14 protein-coding genes are annotated in these 17,489 nt (G+C 42.3%); 5 read left to right on the top strand and 9 right to left on the bottom strand.

From position 1 onward, the window contains the following. Positions 1-33 precede the first annotated feature (33 nt). From CGB83_RS13715 to CGB83_RS13705, 3 genes are all read right to left on the bottom strand, one after another. Positions 34-1,875: a M1 family metallopeptidase gene (locus CGB83_RS13715; protein ID WP_100076307.1), complete on the bottom strand. Its 1,842-nt coding sequence runs from the start codon at positions 1,873-1,875 to the stop codon at positions 34-36. A gap of 107 nt (positions 1,876-1,982) precedes the next feature. Further along, entirely contained in the window at positions 1,983-2,450 is a 468-nt protein-coding gene (locus CGB83_RS13710; protein ID WP_100076306.1) for a DUF1572 domain-containing protein, read from the bottom strand. A 123-nt stretch (positions 2,451-2,573) separates the two neighbouring features. Next, a complete protein-coding gene (locus tag CGB83_RS13705) occupies positions 2,574-4,262 on the bottom strand; it encodes a DUF6909 family protein (RefSeq protein ID WP_100076305.1) in 1,689 nt (562 codons plus the stop codon). A gap of 379 nt (positions 4,263-4,641) precedes the next feature. On the opposite strand from CGB83_RS13705, the gene CGB83_RS13700 reads away from it, so the two are divergent. Further along, positions 4,642-6,837, top strand: a complete 2,196-nt coding sequence (locus CGB83_RS13700) for a glutamine synthetase III family protein (protein ID WP_100076304.1) — start codon at positions 4,642-4,644, stop codon at positions 6,835-6,837. Between the two features lie 336 nt (positions 6,838-7,173). Then, complete coding sequence (locus CGB83_RS13695; RefSeq protein WP_100076303.1) at positions 7,174-7,890, top strand: C40 family peptidase; 717 nt, start codon at positions 7,174-7,176, stop codon at positions 7,888-7,890. 138 nt (positions 7,891-8,028) lie between these two features. Here CGB83_RS13695 and CGB83_RS13690 read toward each other — a convergent pair whose 3' ends face one another. Genes CGB83_RS13690 through CGB83_RS13665 form a run of 6 tightly spaced genes read right to left on the bottom strand, consistent with a single transcriptional unit; the run spans position 8,029 to position 14,324 of the window. After that, entirely contained in the window at positions 8,029-8,604 is a 576-nt protein-coding gene (locus tag CGB83_RS13690; RefSeq protein WP_172954708.1) for a pentapeptide repeat-containing protein, read from the bottom strand. A gap of 51 nt (positions 8,605-8,655) precedes the next feature. Next, positions 8,656-9,885, bottom strand: coding sequence for a rod shape-determining protein RodA (rodA, locus tag CGB83_RS13685; RefSeq protein ID WP_100076301.1), 1,230 nt, complete (start codon positions 9,883-9,885; stop codon positions 8,656-8,658). Next, on the bottom strand, positions 9,882-11,921 hold the full coding sequence (locus tag CGB83_RS13680; protein WP_100076300.1) for a peptidoglycan D,D-transpeptidase FtsI family protein: 2,040 nt from the start codon (positions 11,919-11,921) through the stop codon (positions 9,882-9,884). The genes rodA and CGB83_RS13680 overlap by 4 nt, the downstream gene beginning before the upstream one ends. Further along, positions 11,918-12,424: a rod shape-determining protein MreD gene (locus tag CGB83_RS13675; protein ID WP_100076299.1), complete on the bottom strand. Its 507-nt coding sequence runs from the start codon at positions 12,422-12,424 to the stop codon at positions 11,918-11,920. The genes CGB83_RS13680 and CGB83_RS13675 overlap by 4 nt, the downstream gene beginning before the upstream one ends. Further along, positions 12,417-13,271, bottom strand: a complete 855-nt coding sequence (mreC, locus tag CGB83_RS13670) for a rod shape-determining protein MreC (RefSeq protein WP_100076298.1) — start codon at positions 13,269-13,271, stop codon at positions 12,417-12,419. The genes CGB83_RS13675 and mreC overlap by 8 nt, the downstream gene beginning before the upstream one ends. A gap of 27 nt (positions 13,272-13,298) precedes the next feature. After that, positions 13,299-14,324 carry a rod shape-determining protein gene (locus CGB83_RS13665; RefSeq protein WP_027381028.1) on the bottom strand — a complete coding sequence of 342 codons (1,026 nt, stop codon included), beginning with the start codon at positions 14,322-14,324 and terminating at the stop codon, positions 13,299-13,301. A 245-nt stretch (positions 14,325-14,569) separates the two neighbouring features. Here CGB83_RS13665 and hemA point away from each other — a divergent pair, with 245 nt between their 5' ends. Genes hemA through CGB83_RS13650 form a run of 3 tightly spaced genes read left to right on the top strand, consistent with a single transcriptional unit; the run spans position 14,570 to position 17,466 of the window. Continuing rightward, complete coding sequence (gene hemA / locus CGB83_RS13660; protein WP_100076297.1) at positions 14,570-15,844, top strand: glutamyl-tRNA reductase; 1,275 nt, start codon at positions 14,570-14,572, stop codon at positions 15,842-15,844. Then, positions 15,831-16,739 (top strand): hydroxymethylbilane synthase, encoded by a 909-nt coding sequence (gene hemC, locus CGB83_RS13655; RefSeq protein ID WP_100076296.1) that lies wholly within the window; start codon positions 15,831-15,833, stop codon positions 16,737-16,739. Before hemA ends, hemC begins: the two co-directional genes overlap by 14 nt. Positions 16,740-16,794: 55 nt before the next feature. Further along, a complete protein-coding gene (locus CGB83_RS13650; RefSeq protein ID WP_100076295.1) occupies positions 16,795-17,466 on the top strand; it encodes a uroporphyrinogen-III synthase in 672 nt (223 codons plus the stop codon). Positions 17,467-17,489: the final 23 nt, after the last annotated feature.

Raw genomic sequence — 17,489 nt, 5'->3', positions numbered from 1 at the left:
CAGGGATTTTACATATATAATTACAGAAGCATTTTACTGTACTTCCACAAAATTATTTTCCATGTTGACATCGGCCAGCCTCTGGCTGAAATCAATTCCCAGGACGGAAAGCTGATCTTTGCTGTAAGGAATTGTCAAAGTATATTCCTTTTGTGTCCATGGCCAGTACGGCATCGTCTTAAAATCTCCGTAAATATCCTTTTCTTTCCAGGTGTGGGTAAGGTTCACCGGAATCTGGTAGGTTACCATCTTCCGGTCCTTCGTAATGATCCCGAAATCAACCGGCATCGGAACCTGTCCGTTATTGATCAGGGTAATGGTTGTGGATTTTGCATCGTATTTCACATCCTTAATCCCGTAATCAATGGTTTTGGTGGTATTGATCCAGTAGTTCTGGAACCATTTCAGGTCCATTCCGGAAACCTTTTGGGCAATATGCAGGAAATCCCGGTCAGAAGGGTGCTTCATAGCCCATTGATCGTAATATTGCTTCAACGTTTCCGCCAGATTTTGTTCTCCCATGATATAGCCGAGCTCAACCAGGTACAATTCTCCTTTGATATAGGACGCATAGGTATACGCTGTTCCGTTATCATGATGGTCTCCCAGCCACACCGCCGGCTCTTCAATGCCTTTTTTAACAAAATTCCTGTAGGCATTGACTTTATCGGCAAACGGATTCGGAAGGGGTTGTTTAGGAGGAAACAACTGGTTCATCACATAATCTTCTGCATAACTGGTAAAGCCCTCATCCATCCACGGACGCACAGATTCGTTTGTAGCGAGCATCTGCTGATACCAGGAATGCGCTCCTTCATGAGCCATCAATCCCATCAATCCTTCGATATCCTTAGCCTCACCCAGGATCATGGTACACATGCCATACTCCATTCCGCCGTCACCTCCCTGGATAAAGGCATAGGCCGGATATACATATTTCCCGAACCGGGCATTCATCAGCTGGTAATATCTCGTTATATAAGGCTGCGCCTGTTCCCATACTTTTGTTTTATCGTTGTTCTGATAAACCAGAAAGACTTTCGGTCCCTGGGGAACATCAAAACTTTTTACAATATAATCCCGGTCGGCCGCCCAGGCAAAGTCCAGGATATTTTTTGCCGTCCACTTCCAGGTTGCTTTATTCTTTTCGGCTTTGATTTTAGCACCGGCCTCGTATCCTTTTACTTCAGAAGGGTTTTCAAGAATCCCTCCTGCTCCGATGACATAATCTTTATTGATCTTAATGGTCACATCAAAATCTGAAAACGGGGCATGGAATTCTCTTCCGATATAATCAAATGTTGCCCAACCATCATAATCGTATTCTGCGATCTTAGGGTACCATTGGGTCATGGTTATATCAACGCCTTCCCTGTTATTCCTTCCGCTCCTCCGGATCTGCTGCGGGATTACCGCATCCCAGTCCATGGTAAATGTAGCGGATGATTTCGGCCTGATGGGTTCCGCAAGGTAAACTTTCATAATGGTTTCCTGAATTTCAAACTTCAGCTCCCTGCCGTTCTGTTTGATCCAGTGGATATTCTGAGCTCCTTCCTGGTCTTTCGGAATGGAAGCCAGCCTTGAAATACCGTCCTTCTGCAATCTTGAATCCCCGTTTTTGCCCTGCCCGGCAACCCTCTGGTCCATCATTGAATTCGGCCTGAATGCATTCCAGTACAGATGGAAATAGACGACCTTAAGTTCGTCCGGAGAATTATTAGTGTATTCCAGGGTCTGTTTACCCTGATAGGTGAATTTTTCAGCATTTACATCAATATCCATGGTGTACTTTGCCGTCTGCTGATAATAAGGTCCCTGCTGGGCCTGAAACTGAGCAATAATAAACGCAAAAAGGATTGTAACCGTCTTTTTCATTTAAAATTTTAATTTTTTCTAAAGATAAGTAATTAAAATAAGACGCCTGGACAGGAAATCTCTATAAAGCTTAGAAAAGTATTCTTATTATCCACTACTTGTAATAATTATTCATTCAATAACTTCCTGATCAAAGTCACCTGTCCCAGATGATAATAGCAATGCTCAATCATCCCTTCAATATTCCTGAGATAAGATCCGTATTTTTCATCTACAAAAACTTCATTCATTTTTGCATCCGGCATCTGCTCCAGTAATGCAGCAAATTTCTCGGCATCTTCCCAGAGTTTGGTTAAAAGACACTTCCATTGATCCTGAGATTCGATCGGAGGAAGATCGAAACTATACTGATCCCTGATTTCCAGATTTCCGCCTTCAAAAACATGGACCAGTCCTGCAATATAATAATCGATATGGAAAGTAAGCATTGCTATGGTATTTAAGGAACCTATTTTCGCAGTTGCCTGCTGCCATGTTACCCCTGAAAGTTGATCTTTAAAATTCGTATTGGCAATCCATACGCCATCCAGGAGAACTTCCCTGAATCTTTTAGCCAGTTGTACCGTTAAACTCATTTCTTTATTTTTTTAAGATAATAATCCGAGGCTATATCCGATTAAAATTGATATTCATTATTATTCATTGAAAAGCCTCAAATATAAACATTTGAGGCTTTTTATAATCAGTTAAAATACTGTTTAAGCATTATTAATGGCTTTCCTGTTTCCATTCAGGATTTTATCAAGAATCCTTACGGTAATCAGGTAAGTTGGTTTCACCCCGGTAAGTCCTAAACCACCTGAAGACAGAGTACTTCCGGTTTCCAGCGGATTATCTGAAGCATAATAGGCGTAGCAGACAAACAGGTCCGGAGTGATGTGATGCCTGATCTTTGAGGCGACCTGAATCGCTTTCTGGTAGTGTGCTCCCTCCATTTCCAGTCCGATGGCCTTCCACGAAGTATTCATAAAATAGGAAAGGATATCACGATTTTGCAGGGATGTTCCCAGAACGGTAATCATGGATCCTTCAAAAGCCTGCAGCTCATCATCTTCAAAATCATCAAGGGACAAAGCATTTTCAAAAGGATAATTATCTGCCGTCCCTTCAAAGATATGCGAAGTAGGGATCATGATATCTCCCTTGCCGCCGGCGAGGATACCCGCTTTTCCCATGATGGAAACAGACTTCACTTTCATCATGTAGATTTCGCCTTTATGGTCAAAAGGCCTCAGCAATTCATCCATTACCTCAAATGCCTGCTCTCCGAAAGCATAGTCGAAGACCAGTACGACATCTTCCCCGCCAAACTTACTGTCGCTGAACGGCGTATTCTTCAAGTCGGTTTTGCTTAGGTCGATAATCTGTACATCGATATTGCTTCCGCTTTTATCATCAATATAGATCATTCCTTCATCCAGTGCATATTTCAGCACTTTGTCGCGTAGGTCCTTTTTATTGGAGATATCTTCGTACAGTTTATAATCTATATCATGATGCTGCTTTTTCTTCAGCGCATTGTTGGCATACAGTACATTCTTCACAGAATGCATATTAGCGGAAATGATGTGCAGAGGACGCATATGAAGATCATTATCAAACAGGACTTCCTTAACTTTATTGGCCCACTTTTCTCCGAAATAATGGTGCCCTACCCTCTCCCTCAGGATGGAGCTGAAATGAATTTCGCGCTCACGGGTCTGTTTGGCATCTTCAAGGCTTACTTTCCCCAGGTTATAAATAATTTTGAAAAGACGATCCGGATTATCATCGTCCCCGAAGGTGTTGTATGCCATCAGGGTTTCGTCGAAAGTCCTTCCTATTAAAGATGAAAGATGGATCAATGCCACTTCTTTTTCCTTTCTGCTGAATTTCTTTTCGCCTTTAACCACTTCTTCAATAATTTTGAATGCCCTGGTCGGTTTCCAGTTCTCTTCCTGGATGAAGGCGAGATTCCTGATTTTATCCGCTTCTATGAACAGGAAAGTAAGGTGAGTAAGGATATCGTAGATTTCGGAGCGGCCAAGCAACACTTCAATATTCATCTGATGCTCATCAATCCTGTAGCAGTTTCTCCTTCTTTTTTTAGGGACAATCGGTTCAAAACTTCCTTTGTCAAAACCTTCATCTGAGGTAAGGTGGATGAACGCGCATTCTTCAATGCCTTCAGGAAGCCTGTCCAGCACATACATCAAACCGTTCAGTTCCAGCTTACTGGCAATGTTCATGCTTCCGTAAATTTCCGGATTAATGATTTTCAACAAATTTCTGATGGTCTCCCCCGAAACACCGGCAGGTTTAAAAAAACCTCTGTAAAAGAGGTGCCTCATAGAAATATACAAACGTTCGATAGCTTCCGTTGTTTCTCTGGCTCTGGAATTTGTCATACTGTAAATTTCACACAAATATACAAAATCTTCGTCTAACTTATTTTAAGTATCTTTTAATAAGCCCTTTAACATAAGCACCCGTTACAGATTCAATTCACGCAAATGTAATATCATGAATACCACATTTTTAAAAAACATCATGTAATATTACGATGTCAGCATACCATTATTATCATATATATTTATAGTATACCTTATATATATATGATGGATCAATTTAGTGTACAGAAAAGCAGCAAACTGTGGATCACATTCTGGAAACACCCTACAAAGCTTAAAATATCATAAAATCATTGTACACCCCCTTATTTTTTAGGGCTAAAATATTTTCAATTCATTTTTTTTGTAAATTTGCCCCATAAAAAATCAAACCCATATGTCAACTTTACGATTCAAAGCGTTAGAAGCCTTACCTTTCAAAGACTTCAGAAGAGATAATTCTATTGAAGTACCTGCTAAATTATCAGAGTTATTCTGCCAGAATGTGTTCTCGGAAGAAACCATGAGGGAATACCTGACCAAAGAAGCCTTTACCTCGATTATAGATGCCATTAAAAAAGGCACGAAAATCCAGAGGCATATTGCAGACCAGGTAGCTGTAGCCATGAAAGACTGGGCCATGAGCAAAGGCGTAACGCACTATACGCACTGGTTTCAGCCTTTGACCGGAAGTACGGCAGAAAAGCACGATTCATTCTTCAGCCCTATTGAAGGCGGTAGAGCCATTGAAAGATTCAGCGGAGGTATGCTGATCCAGCAGGAGCCGGATGCCTCTTCTTTCCCTAACGGAGGAATCAGAAATACTTTTGAAGCAAGAGGATATACGGCATGGGATCCTACTTCCCCTGCATTCATTATGGGAACAACCCTTTGCATCCCTTCTATTTTCATTTCTTATACAGGAGAAACCCTGGATTACAAAGCACCTCTTTTAAGAGCTCTGAATGCCGTAGACGAAGCGGCAACTGAAGTAATGCAGTATTTTGACAAAAATGTAACCAAAGTTACCCCTACATTAGGCTGGGAACAGGAATATTTCCTTGTTGACTCTGCCTTATACCAATCGCGCCCGGACCTTGTTCTTACAGGAAAAACCCTTTTGGGACACTCTCCTGCTAAAGGACAGCAGCTGGATGACCACTACTTCGGATCTATTCCTACCCGGGTGATGAACTTCATGATGGAACTTGAAGTAGAATGTATGAAACTGGGAATCCCGGTAACGACAAGACACAATGAAGTAGCCCCTAACCAGTTCGAGCTGGCTCCGATGTTTGAAGAAGTTAACGTTGCGGTAGACCACAATTCTTTGCTGATGGACATTATGGCGAGAATTGCCCACAGGCACCACTTCCATATCCTGTTCCATGAAAAGCCTTTCGCAGGCGTAAACGGAAGTGGTAAGCATAACAACTGGTCCCTGGCTACCGATACGGGAGAAAACCTGTTAAGCCCGGGAAAAAACCCTAAGAAGAACCTACAGTTCCTTACTTTCTTCGTGAACACGATTAAAGCCGTTCATGAGTATGCCGACCTTTTAAGAGCGAGTATTGCTTCGGCAAGCAACGACCACAGGCTGGGAGCCAACGAAGCTCCGCCGGCGATCATTTCGGTATTTATCGGAAGCCAGCTGTTCAGAGTATTGGAAGAACTTGAAAAAGTAAAAAGCGGAAAACTTTCTCCGGAAGAGAAAACAGACCTTAAATTAAACGTTGTAGGAAAGATCCCGGAAATCCTTCTTGACAATACAGACCGAAACAGAACATCCCCATTTGCGTTCACAGGAAACAAATTTGAGATCAGAGCGGTAGGATCTTCCGCCAACTGTGCAGAATCCATGACGGTAATGAACACCATCGCTGCAAAACAGCTTACTGAGTTCAAAAAAGAAGTGGATGCACTGATTGAAAGCGGACTGAAAAAAGATGAGGCCATCTTCAATGTATTGAGAGAATACATCAAGCAATGTAAAAATATTATGTTTGAAGGAGACGGATATTCTGACGAATGGGCGGAAGAAGCTGAAAAGAGAGGGCTTAATAACCTTAAGACTACTCCTGAAGCCCTGAAAAAAGAAATGGACCAGAAGTTCCTTGACCTGTATGAGGAGATCGGTGTATTTACACACAGAGAAGTAGAAGCAAGAAACGAAATCAAATTAGAAAAATATTCAACGGTTATTGATATTGAAGCGAGAGTATTGAGTGATATCGCCAGAAACCACATCATCCCGTCTGCGCTGAACTATCAGAACAGGTTGATTGAAAACGTAAAAGGACTGAAGGAGATCTTCGGGGATTCTGAGTTCAAGCCATTGGCTAAAGAACAGATGAGCCTGATCACCAGCATTTCAGAAAATGTAGCAACGATCAAATTAGGGGTGGAAGACCTGATCAAGGCCAGAGAGGCTGCAAAAGCAACGTCTGACAGCCAGGCCCAGGCAGAAACATACTGCAACCAGGTTAAGCCTTTGTTCGACGTGATCCGTGAAGCTTCCGATGCACTGGAAATGATGGTGGATGATGAGCTTTGGCCAATGACCAAGTACAGAGAAATGTTATTTACAAGATAACGTTTGTAAAGTTCCATATTAGTTAGCTCTCCGGAAAGCCCGGAGAGTTTTTTATTGCTTTAATATGATAATTAACAGGCTTTAATTAATGTAAAATACTCCTGATAAAGCCAATACATTAATTTTGTTAAAGAATCTTAATAAAAAAAACCGCTTACAAGCTAAAAATAGCCTAAAGCGGTTTATTTTTCTTTAACATACTAATGCAATATGTTAAAATGTGTTAAAAACAAAGTGCAGAAATACTCATATTTAAGCTCTTTTATAAGGAATACATATTTTTGTGTTGCTTTTGAAAATAAATAATCCTTTTTTAACACGGATAATCAAATATATATGAAGAAAAGAGTTTTGTTTTACTTAGTTGCTTTTGTTTCTACCGTTTCATTACAATCTTGTGTAACCAATTATGTGGTATCAAAACCAGCAACTTACACGAAAGAGTACAAAACAGATGCCAAACTGGCTTCTCTTGACACCAAGAAAATGGAACTTGACAAGCAAAGACTTATTGATTCTTTTCTTGCAGAAAAAGCTGCCAGTTTAGCCAACGCTAAAAATTCCATTAAGAATTCTGCGATTGCCAAAGTAATCAAGCATAATAAAACAATCGACGGTATCCTTTCCGAGGCTGCTACCTATATAGGAACACCTTACCGATACGGTGGAATGACCAGAAACGGAATCGACTGTTCAGCATTCGTACTTTCCGTATTCGGTGCAGCGGCCGGCTTAAGCTTACCAAGAGTTGCCGCTTCCCAGGCTGAAGAAGGAGAGAAGATTGAAAAAGAAAACCTGCAGAAAGGTGACTTGATTTTCTTTTCCCACGGCAGAAGAATTTCTCACGTAGGGATCGTAGAAAGTGTAGATGAAAACGGTGAAGTGAAATTTATTCATGCTGCTACATCCAAAGGAGTCATGATTTCCTCTCTGAATGATTCGTACTGGGGTCCGAAATACAGATTCGGTAAAAGGATCATCAATGAAAACGGAGACGCTTATAACGGCAACCTGGCTGCGGTAACGCCAGCGAACAGCGGAACCAACTTTTAATTAGAGATACCCATTAATTACATATAAAGCCATCAAGATCGTGATGGCTTTTTTCTTTATTAAAACTTCATGTTGTTTCTGGGTAATTCAGAATCAATCTCGGGGCTCGGGCTACTGAGGATAATTCTGAAATATTATTTAATGATTACGGTCAATTTCGATATCCAGCACATCCAGGAGACCCGGTATACCGGAGAGTGAAAATTTAGCCTTTTTAAGCCTGTTTACAGCCGGATTGATCGAGTAGTTGACCGATGTCCTCAGATCCGCTTTTTCAAGATTTGTATCATCGAAAACAGCTCCAGAAAGATCACAGTCTGTAAATACGGCTCCGGACAAGTCGCATTCGGAAAAATCAGCTTCCATAAGGTTGGAATTTGTAAACTGAGTCTTCTTTAGAGACGCTTTATAAAAGACGGCATTATGAAGCAGGCAGGAATTAAAGGTCACCGACAGAGCCAGCTGATTGCACTGATCAAAACGAAGGCCGAGCAGCTTACATTCATCAAACACAACTTCGCTGAAAATGGCCCCGGATAGATTGGCAAGGCTTAAATTACAGAGGATGAACCGGCACTTGTTAAAACGAAATCCTGAAAGATCTGCATATTCAAAATTAGCCTGCCGGAAAATACAGTGTTCATATTCGCCTTTATACAGTTCCGATGCATCCATATTTTTAAATTCCTGATCTGAAAAGTAAAATTCTTTCATGATAAATCGGCAATAATGACTGTAAATGAAACTAAGTTACTTGCAGGCTGCTTAAACCAGACTGTTCTTATCTGAATAATTCAGTTTAAAAAAGATAAAGGTCATCATGGAAAAGGCAAGCAATGAACTCCCTCCGTAACTGAAATAAGGAAGCGGAATCCCAACCGTAGGAAAAAGCCCCATAACCATTCCTAAATTGATGGAAAAGTGCATCAGCAGGATGGAAGCAAAGCAATACCCAAAAACCCGGTTAAATGAGGATTTCTGGTTCTCGGCAAGATAGTAAATCCTTCCGATGTATACCATATAACAAAGGATCAGGACGGCACTTCCTATGAAGCCCCATTCTTCTCCTACCGTACAGAAGATATAGTCGGTTTCCTGTTCGGGAACAAATTTCCCCTGTGTAACGGAACCTTCCCTGTATCCTTTACCCCAAAGCCCTCCGGAACCGATGGCCGTTTTAGAATACAGAAGGTTATATCCTGAAGTATCCCGGAATGCTTTTTCCCCCTTAAACAATACCTCTATCCTTTCCCGCTGGTGCTTCGGAAGCTTTTCCAGGATATAAGGAGAACCGAATGCCAGTCCGCACAAAATTAAAACCGATGCAGCAATCCCGGAAATGGAAATGATGTTCCAAGACATTTTATAATAATTCATCGCAATCCAGCCTCCTATCACGGCAACGATGGCAATTGCTACATATAAAGGCGGCACTGCCAGGGAAATAAGAAATACGAAGGCAAACAGAAATCCTATGGCGAATAGCAATCCATTCAGCCCTTCACGGTATAAGGCAATAAAAAAAGCAATGAATACGAGCATTGATCCTACATCCGGAATCGCCAGTACAACCACTGCGGGAATCCCGATAATAGCCAGGGAAGTCAGGAGGGATCTTCTATTGCTGAGGTTGAATTCGGGGCCGGATACATAATTGGAAAGCATAAGCGCCGTTCCTATTTTGGCAAATTCTACCGGCTGCATGGTAAAGCTCCCGAATTTATACCAGTTTTTCTGTCCAAGGATTTCCTTACCGAAAGGGAACAACCCAATCAAAAGAAGGACGCCTCCGATGTAAATAATCCCGGACATATTTTCGAAGAACTTGCTTCTTCCCACAAAAATCACAATACCTACAAATACAGAAATACAAAAAAACATCAGCTGCTTTTCCCCCAGTTTCTGGTCTACACTGTAAATGTTGGCAATGGCGAATATGCAAAGCAGGAAGTACAGCCCGAGCCCCAATTTATCTATTCCTTCCATCCATTTCATCGTTGTGCCGGTTTTGTGTTTTTAATATTCCTGGTTTCGTCAGTGATCGCATTCTGCAGTTTGGCTTTTTGCTGTCTGATATAATTCAGGCTGTCCTGAATCCTTTTCTGCTTAACGGAATCCATTTTTGGCTCCACATACAGGCCTTTGCGCTTAAGATCGGAAATCCACTGCCGCTTATATTCCGGCATGAAGCTGGACGTAACCATCTTTTTGTACAGGTGTTCCCTCTTCAGGTCTCCCGTAATGTATTTTTCTGCAATCACCGTACAAGCCGGACCTGCCCATGTTGCTCCGAAGCCTGCATGCTCCATTACGGCAGCAACCACGATCTTAGGTTTGTCAGCAGGGGCAATCAGAACAAAAATGGAGTTATCTTTCCCCTGAGGAACCTGTGCCGTTCCCGTTTTGGCCAGCTGGGTAAAATCATTGGATTTCAGCCCATGCGCCGTTCCCCGCAGGACCACAGCTTCCATTCCTTTCAGTACGGGATCGAAATGTTTAGGGTCAACAAGCGTTTTATGTTTTTTGGTGAATCTCGGATCCGGATTCTTCTTTCCATCAATGGCTTTCACGATATGTGGCGTATAATACCATCCCTTGTTGGCAATGGCTGAAACATAATTGGCCAGCTGAAGCGGAGTTACCAGGACATCACCCTGCCCCATTCCATTAAACACAGCACCGGTCGCCAGTGGATCCCAGTTTTTATAATCTTTTTTTGAACCGCTTGCCTTCAGGATAGACTTCATTCTTTTTTCATAGAACTCGCCGGAAGGAATCCTTCCTTTGGCACCTACGGCCAGGTCATTATTCAGGAACTCCCCTACGCCGAAGCTGTTCAAGATGCCTTTCCATTCATCAACGCCTTTGGATGGGTTACCCGGGTACTTATTCAGGATAGCGAGATAGGCATATGAAAAATAACAGTTGCTGGATACCTGAATAGATGGAATCAGCGGATCTGCTCCTCCGTGACCTTTAATCCTTAACCCTCGGTAGCTGAAGCCTCCGCCACAAGGAAATATGGTATTTTCATCCATCACTCCCATCTGCATGGCAGACAGAGCGGTCAGGAGTTTAAACGTGGATCCTGGAGGATAAGCCGCCTGTAATGAACGGTCAAAGGTAGGCTTGTTTTCATACAGGGTATCTTTTGATAAAGCGTACAAGTTTTTAGATTTGTTGGGCCCGGTAAAGACATTCGGGTCTATGTCCGGCCCGGTGGCTAGGGTCAGGATTTCCCCGGTATTCGGATCAATCGCGACAATGGCTCCGTGTTTATTCACCAGCATCTCTTCGGCCATTCGCTGAAGATCATAATCAATGGTTAGTGTAATATCTTTTCCGGTAACCACATCTTTATCCAGAGACCCGTTTTTATAGGAGCCGATATTCCTTAGCCGGATATCTTTCTGGATGTATTTCATCCCTTTGATTCCGCGAAGCTGCTTTTCATAAGATTTCTCGATCCCTGTTTTACCGATGAAGTCTCCGGGAAGGTAATAGGTAGAATCTTTTTTAATATCACGCTCGTTGACCTCACTTGTGTAACCCAGAAGATTTCCTGAAGTTGAAACCTCATACTGGCGCTGAGGCCTGGAAACAATACTGAACGCCGGATATTTGAAAATAATTTCCTGTACCCGGGCAATATCCTCCCTGCTGAGATCTTTAATGAAAGGCATCGGAGTCAGTTTGGAATAATATTTTTCTTTTTTGATGGTGTTAACCCTGTTGATGAAATCGGTTTTGCTGATTTTCATCAGGTTGCAGAAGGCCATCGTATCAAAATCAGGCTTCATCAACGCCTGGGTAAAAGAGATTTCATAGGCAGGCTGGTTGCCTACCATAATTTTACCATTCCTGTCAAAAATAACCCCTCTCTGCGGAATGATGTATTCAATTTTTATGGATGTATTGGCAGCATTGAGAGCATACCGGTCTGTAAAAAGCTGTAAATAGGAAAGCCGTGCTACAAAAATGATAGCAATAACAATAAGGACGGAAAAAATTTTTAAGTACCGTGTATTCACACTTTCTGCTTGACTTTAAATATTAGTGCATATATAACGATGAACACAAACGAAATTCCACTCGTGATTACAACATTGAATAATATCTCAAAAAAACGGCTCAGCTTAAAGAACTCTATATACTGTACCAGAAGCTGGTGTAAAAATATGCTTGAAAATAAAAACAGCAAAAACTGCGCCCACTGAAGGGACTGGAAGGAAAAGAAATCCGTAGAAGTATCTGTAGAGGTCCTGAAGATCAGGGTCCTGAAATAGGCAATTAATGTGGTCGCAAATGCATTGATCCCCCAAGAATAAAGAAAAGCATCAATACTGAGCCCTATAAGGAAACTCAGCGCCAGGAACTGGAATTTATTTCTGAAGAAAGGATAGAACATAACGAATACCGGGTATACTACCGGAGTATACTTCCCGAAAAGCGTAATCCTGTTCAGCACAAAAATCTGTAGTGCGACAAGAAAAGCCATGATTAAAATATCCGTAAATAATGTCCTGCTAATCATTTTCTTTCTTTATTACCGCCTGCATGGTATCCTGAATTTTCTGCACTTCAGCTTTCTTCAGGTTTTTAACAACATATACTTTGCTTAAAGCGCCCATCTTTTCACTCAGTTCCACCGAAATATCCCAGAAACCTGTTTTATTGTCTACAGAGTATCCGGCAATAGTCCCGATCATCACACCCTTAGGAAAAACAGCTGATTTTCCGTCGGTAACAATAGAGTCCCCGACTTTAACAGCCACATATTTCGGAATATCTGCCAGGTGCATGACCCGTGAGTTATCTCCGTTCCAGGTTAATGTCCCGAAGTAACCTGAATTTTTCAGGGCAGCATTGATCCTGATCTTGTTCACACTTAAAACAGATTGGGCAAGAGAATAGCTGTCTGTAGAATTAATAATGATCCCGGCAATTCCTTTAGGAGCAATAACCCCCATCTGCGGAAATACGCCATCTCTTTTTCCCCGGTTGATCGTAAAATAGTTGTTTCTCCTGTTGATGCTGTTGAAAACAATCTCACCATCAACAAAAGTATAGATCTGCCCTCCTCCGAGTGTATCGTGAACTTTTCTGAAGACCGGTTTCTGAGCACCATCTTTCCCATAGAGCTGGGTCATCAGCGCTTTATTCTGCGTCACCAGGTCTTCATTGATCTGCTTCAGCTTCAGGTAAGAAACTCCTTCATCAATATAACCGGACACCCAAGAATTGAATGCCGCCGTCTGCCCCGCAATCCAGGACTGCTGCATGGCGTTTTTAGAGAATATCAGAACCAGAGCAATAATCTGCAGAAATATAAAGAAGACAAACAGAGCATTCTTCGAAAATAATCTCAGCAAAAATCCCATTCCGATAAAGAGTCGTAAAAGTTAAAATTATTTAATCAGGAAGTTGAATTTATCCATATTCTTAAGGGCAATCCCCGTTCCGCGAACCACTGCTCTCAACGGATCTTCCGCCACGAAAACAGGAAGACCGGTTTTCTTGTGCAGCCTGTCTGCCAGACCTCTCAGCAATGCTCCTCCGCCGGCAAGGTAAATACCTGTTTTGTAAATATCAGCTGCCAGTTCCGGTGGCGTAAGGGAAAGCGTTTCCATAACCGCATCCTCAATCCTGATGATGGATTTATCAAGCGCACGGGCAATTTCCTTATATCCAACCATTATTTCTTTTGGTTTTCCTGTGATCAGGTCCCTCCCCTGTACCGGGATATCTTCAATGTCAACATCAAGGTCCTCAACGGCTGAACCTACTTCAATTTTAATTCTTTCCGCTGTTCTTTCCCCGATATACAGGTTATGGTGTGTTCTCAGATAATAGGCAATATCATTGGTGAATACGTCTCCGGCAATCTTTACGGATTTATCGCAGACAATACCTCCCAAAGCTACAACGGCAATTTCAGTAGTACCGCCACCTATGTCGATGATCATATTCCCTTCAGGTTTCTGAACGTCGATCCCAACCCCGATTGCCGCAGCCATCGGCTCATAGATCAGGCGAACCTCTTTGGCATTTACTTTCTGTGCAGAATCCCTTACCGCTCTTTTTTCCACTTCAGTGATTCCGGAAGGGATACAGATCACGATTCTGAGGGCCGGCTGTATGAATTTGCCTTTAATACCCGGAATTTTTTTGATGAATTCCTTGATCATATGCTCAGAAGCATGGAAATCAGCGATGACCCCATCTTTCAATGGACGGATGGTCTTGATATCCTCATGAGTTTTCCCCTGCATGTGCTTTGCCTGCTCCCCCACTGCAATAGGCCTTCCGGTAGAACGTTCAATGGCTACAATGGACGGCTGATCTATAACAATTTTATTATTATGGATGATGAGGGTATTGGCAGTCCCCAGGTCTATCGCAATTTCTTGCGTAAACATATCGAATAAACTCATATTTTCCTTCTGATTTTTAAGAATTACAAAGATATAAATTTAAGACAAGCCATAAAATTATATGCAAGGGTAATTTGGTTAAAATTTTATTAAATTTTGACGGTTTTTTTGTGCAATTTTTTAATCCAATTGCTCCTCAACCTGAGCAGAATACCATGAACACTGAATTTATAGTTTTTCACGATAATTATCATACACAGTATCAGAATGGAATTTACTAAAAAAACCGTAAATTTGCCCTGCTTATGTTACAGTATTCCAACATCCATCAAACTGCTAATTTTGCCGTACTTTCTGTAAGCTATGAAAAGGCTGATGTAGAAACACGGGGTAAGTTTGCTTTTTTTGATGAAAATATCAAAAGTTTCGTCAACCGTATTCACGATGAAAATTTAGGAGATGCTTTTGTGGTATCTACCTGTAACAGGACGGAAATCTATACCACGACGCCCAATTACCTTCTGGTAGCGGAGGAATACTGTAAAACCATCGGGGTCAACATCACGGATTTCCTTCAGTTTGCGAATATCCTGACGAAAGAGGAAGCCCTTACGCATCTGTTCAGGGTAGCCGCCGGACTGGAAAGCCAGATCATCGGGGACTTTGAGATCATAGGCCAGATAAAAAAAGCGTACAGCCGTTTTAGAAAAGAGCGCCAGAATTCCAACCCGTATCTGGAGCGGGCCATCAATGCTGCCATCCAGATTTCCAAGAGGATCAAAAATGAAACGGGAATTTCCAACGGAGCCGCATCGGTGTCTTATGCTGCCGTTCATTACATCCTGAACAGCCAGAAGAGAATTACGGAAAAAAACATTTTGCTTCTCGGGGTAGGTGAAATCGGACAGAATACTGTTGAAAACCTGGTTAAGCACGTCTACCAGCCAAAAATAAAAATCGCCAACAGAACACAGGAAAAAGCGGAAAAAATTTCCCAGAAATACAACATCCCGCATATTGATTACGGAGATTTTGACAAAGAACTTAAAAATACGGATATCCTGATCGTTGCTACCGGCGCCAAACATCCTATCGTTAACCAGTCACATTTTCCCAACGGAAAGGAAACCCTGGTTATCGACCTCTCCATTCCTCATAACGTAGAAAAGGAAGTGACCCGGAACAAAAACGTTACCCTGATTGACGTAGATGAGCTTTCCAAACAGATCCAGGAAACCATCCAGCAACGGGAAAAGGAAATCCCGAAAGCTGAAAAGATCATCAAGGAACTGATGAAAGATTTCCTGGAATGGGAAAAGAAAAGAAAGCTGGCTCCGAATATCCACCATTTCAAAGCTGTCCTGAAAAATATGGAGCGCAATGAAATGCACAACTTCTACCGAAAAAATAAATACATCAACATCACGGATATGGAGCTTTCTGATAAGATGATCCAGAAAATTACCAACCGTTTTGCAAAATATATCATTGACAATCCTCTCAAAGCGGAAGAAATCAGTAAATTAATGCACGAAATATTAGTTGAACAACCCAACAACGAATTCCATGAAAAGCATTAGAATAGGCACCAGAAATTCTGCACTGGCCCTGTGGCAGGCAAGGGAAGTAGCGAGACACCTTCAGAACCAGAATTATTTAACGGAAATTGTACCGATTGTTTCTTCCGGAGACAAAAACCTCAACCAGCCATTATATGCTTTGGGGATTACCGGTGTTTTCACCCGCGACCTGGATATGGCTCTGCTGAATGATGAAATAGATATTGCCGTGCACTCACTGAAAGACGTCCCTACGCAGCTTCCTCAGCATATCGAACTGATTGCACATCTTGAAAGGGATTTTCCGCAGGATGTCCTGATCCGCAAGGAATCTTCCATGAATAAAGAGTTCCATGAGCTTAAGCTGGCAACCAGCAGCCTGAGGCGGAGAGCGTTCTGGCTGAGGAACTATCCCGGAGCGGCATTTTCAGATATCCGGGGCAACATCCAGACCCGTTTACAGAAACTGGAAGACCAGGACTTTGACGCCACTATTCTGTCTCTTGCGGGCATCAAAAGGATGAAGATGGATATTGATTATGAAATGCTTCCGCTCATGATTCCTGCTCCTTCACAAGGTGTTATCACCGTTGCCGGACATTCTGACAAGAAAGAGATCAATGAGATTGTAAAGACCATCAATCACCGCCCTACACAGATCTGCGTGGAAATCGAGAGAAATTTCCTGAGCACTCTGGAAGGAGGCTGTACAGCTCCTATCGGAGCATTTGCAGAAATCCTCGGCGACCAGATCCGTTTCAAGGCAGCCCTCTGTTCGCTTGATGGTAAAAACTATATTGCCACCGACGAAAGCTTCGAGTATAACGATACGGAAAACTTCGGAGAAAAGTTTGCCCAGATCGTCCTTGAAAACGGCGGCAAAGAACTGATGGCGGAAATCAAGGATCACATGTAAACTGATCCGGATTCTATGTTCCGGCTAACCCTATTCTGACCTTCAACCCTAAAGTATGAGGATCTTACTGACTAAAAATACCGACCTTGATGTTGTAGCCAAAGAATTGGGAACAGGTATTATGGTGGACTGTATCGAAGTTATTAAGACCCATCCTTTATCCGTTCCGTCATTCGAGCTGAAAAACCATTCCCTGATCTTTACCAGCGCAAGCGGCGTAAACGCTTTCTTCATCAATGGTTTCAAGCCGAACGAGGATTTTACGGCAAAAAACTACAACAGGATGTACTGTGTAGGCGAAAAAACAAAGAAAGCCCTCAGGAAACATGGGTTCGGGACATTTAAGGTCCTGAAAAATGCTGAAGCCCTCTCCCGTTTCATTACCAGCTGCTGCCAGCATGAAAAGTTCCTGCATTTCTGCGGAAACCTTGCTCTGGATGTCCTTGATGACAATCTTCCGCTGCAGAATATCAGGTACAGGAAGGTTGTTATTTACCATACCGAAGAACTCAACCCAGTGATTACTGAAAAATATCATGCCGCCGTTTTTTTTAGTCCGAGCGGAGTTCGTAGTTTTGCAAAGCACAACTCTTTGGAGGGTATAATGTTGTTTTCTATTGGAGAGACCACTTCCCGGGAATTGAGGAAGATGACTCCGGAACCTGTTTTAACGGCTCAGGGCAATACCTTGGCTTCTGTTCTGGAACTGGTTAAAAACCATATTTGAAAGTTGGGCACCTGTAAGACTAT

Origin of the sequence: Chryseobacterium camelliae, from assembly GCF_002770595.1 — a bacterium.
In the GTDB taxonomy this organism is placed as follows: domain Bacteria; phylum Bacteroidota; class Bacteroidia; order Flavobacteriales; family Weeksellaceae; genus Chryseobacterium; species Chryseobacterium camelliae.
Note: the sequence above shows the minus strand (reverse complement) of the source record. Positions and strands in the feature narration are given on the sequence as shown.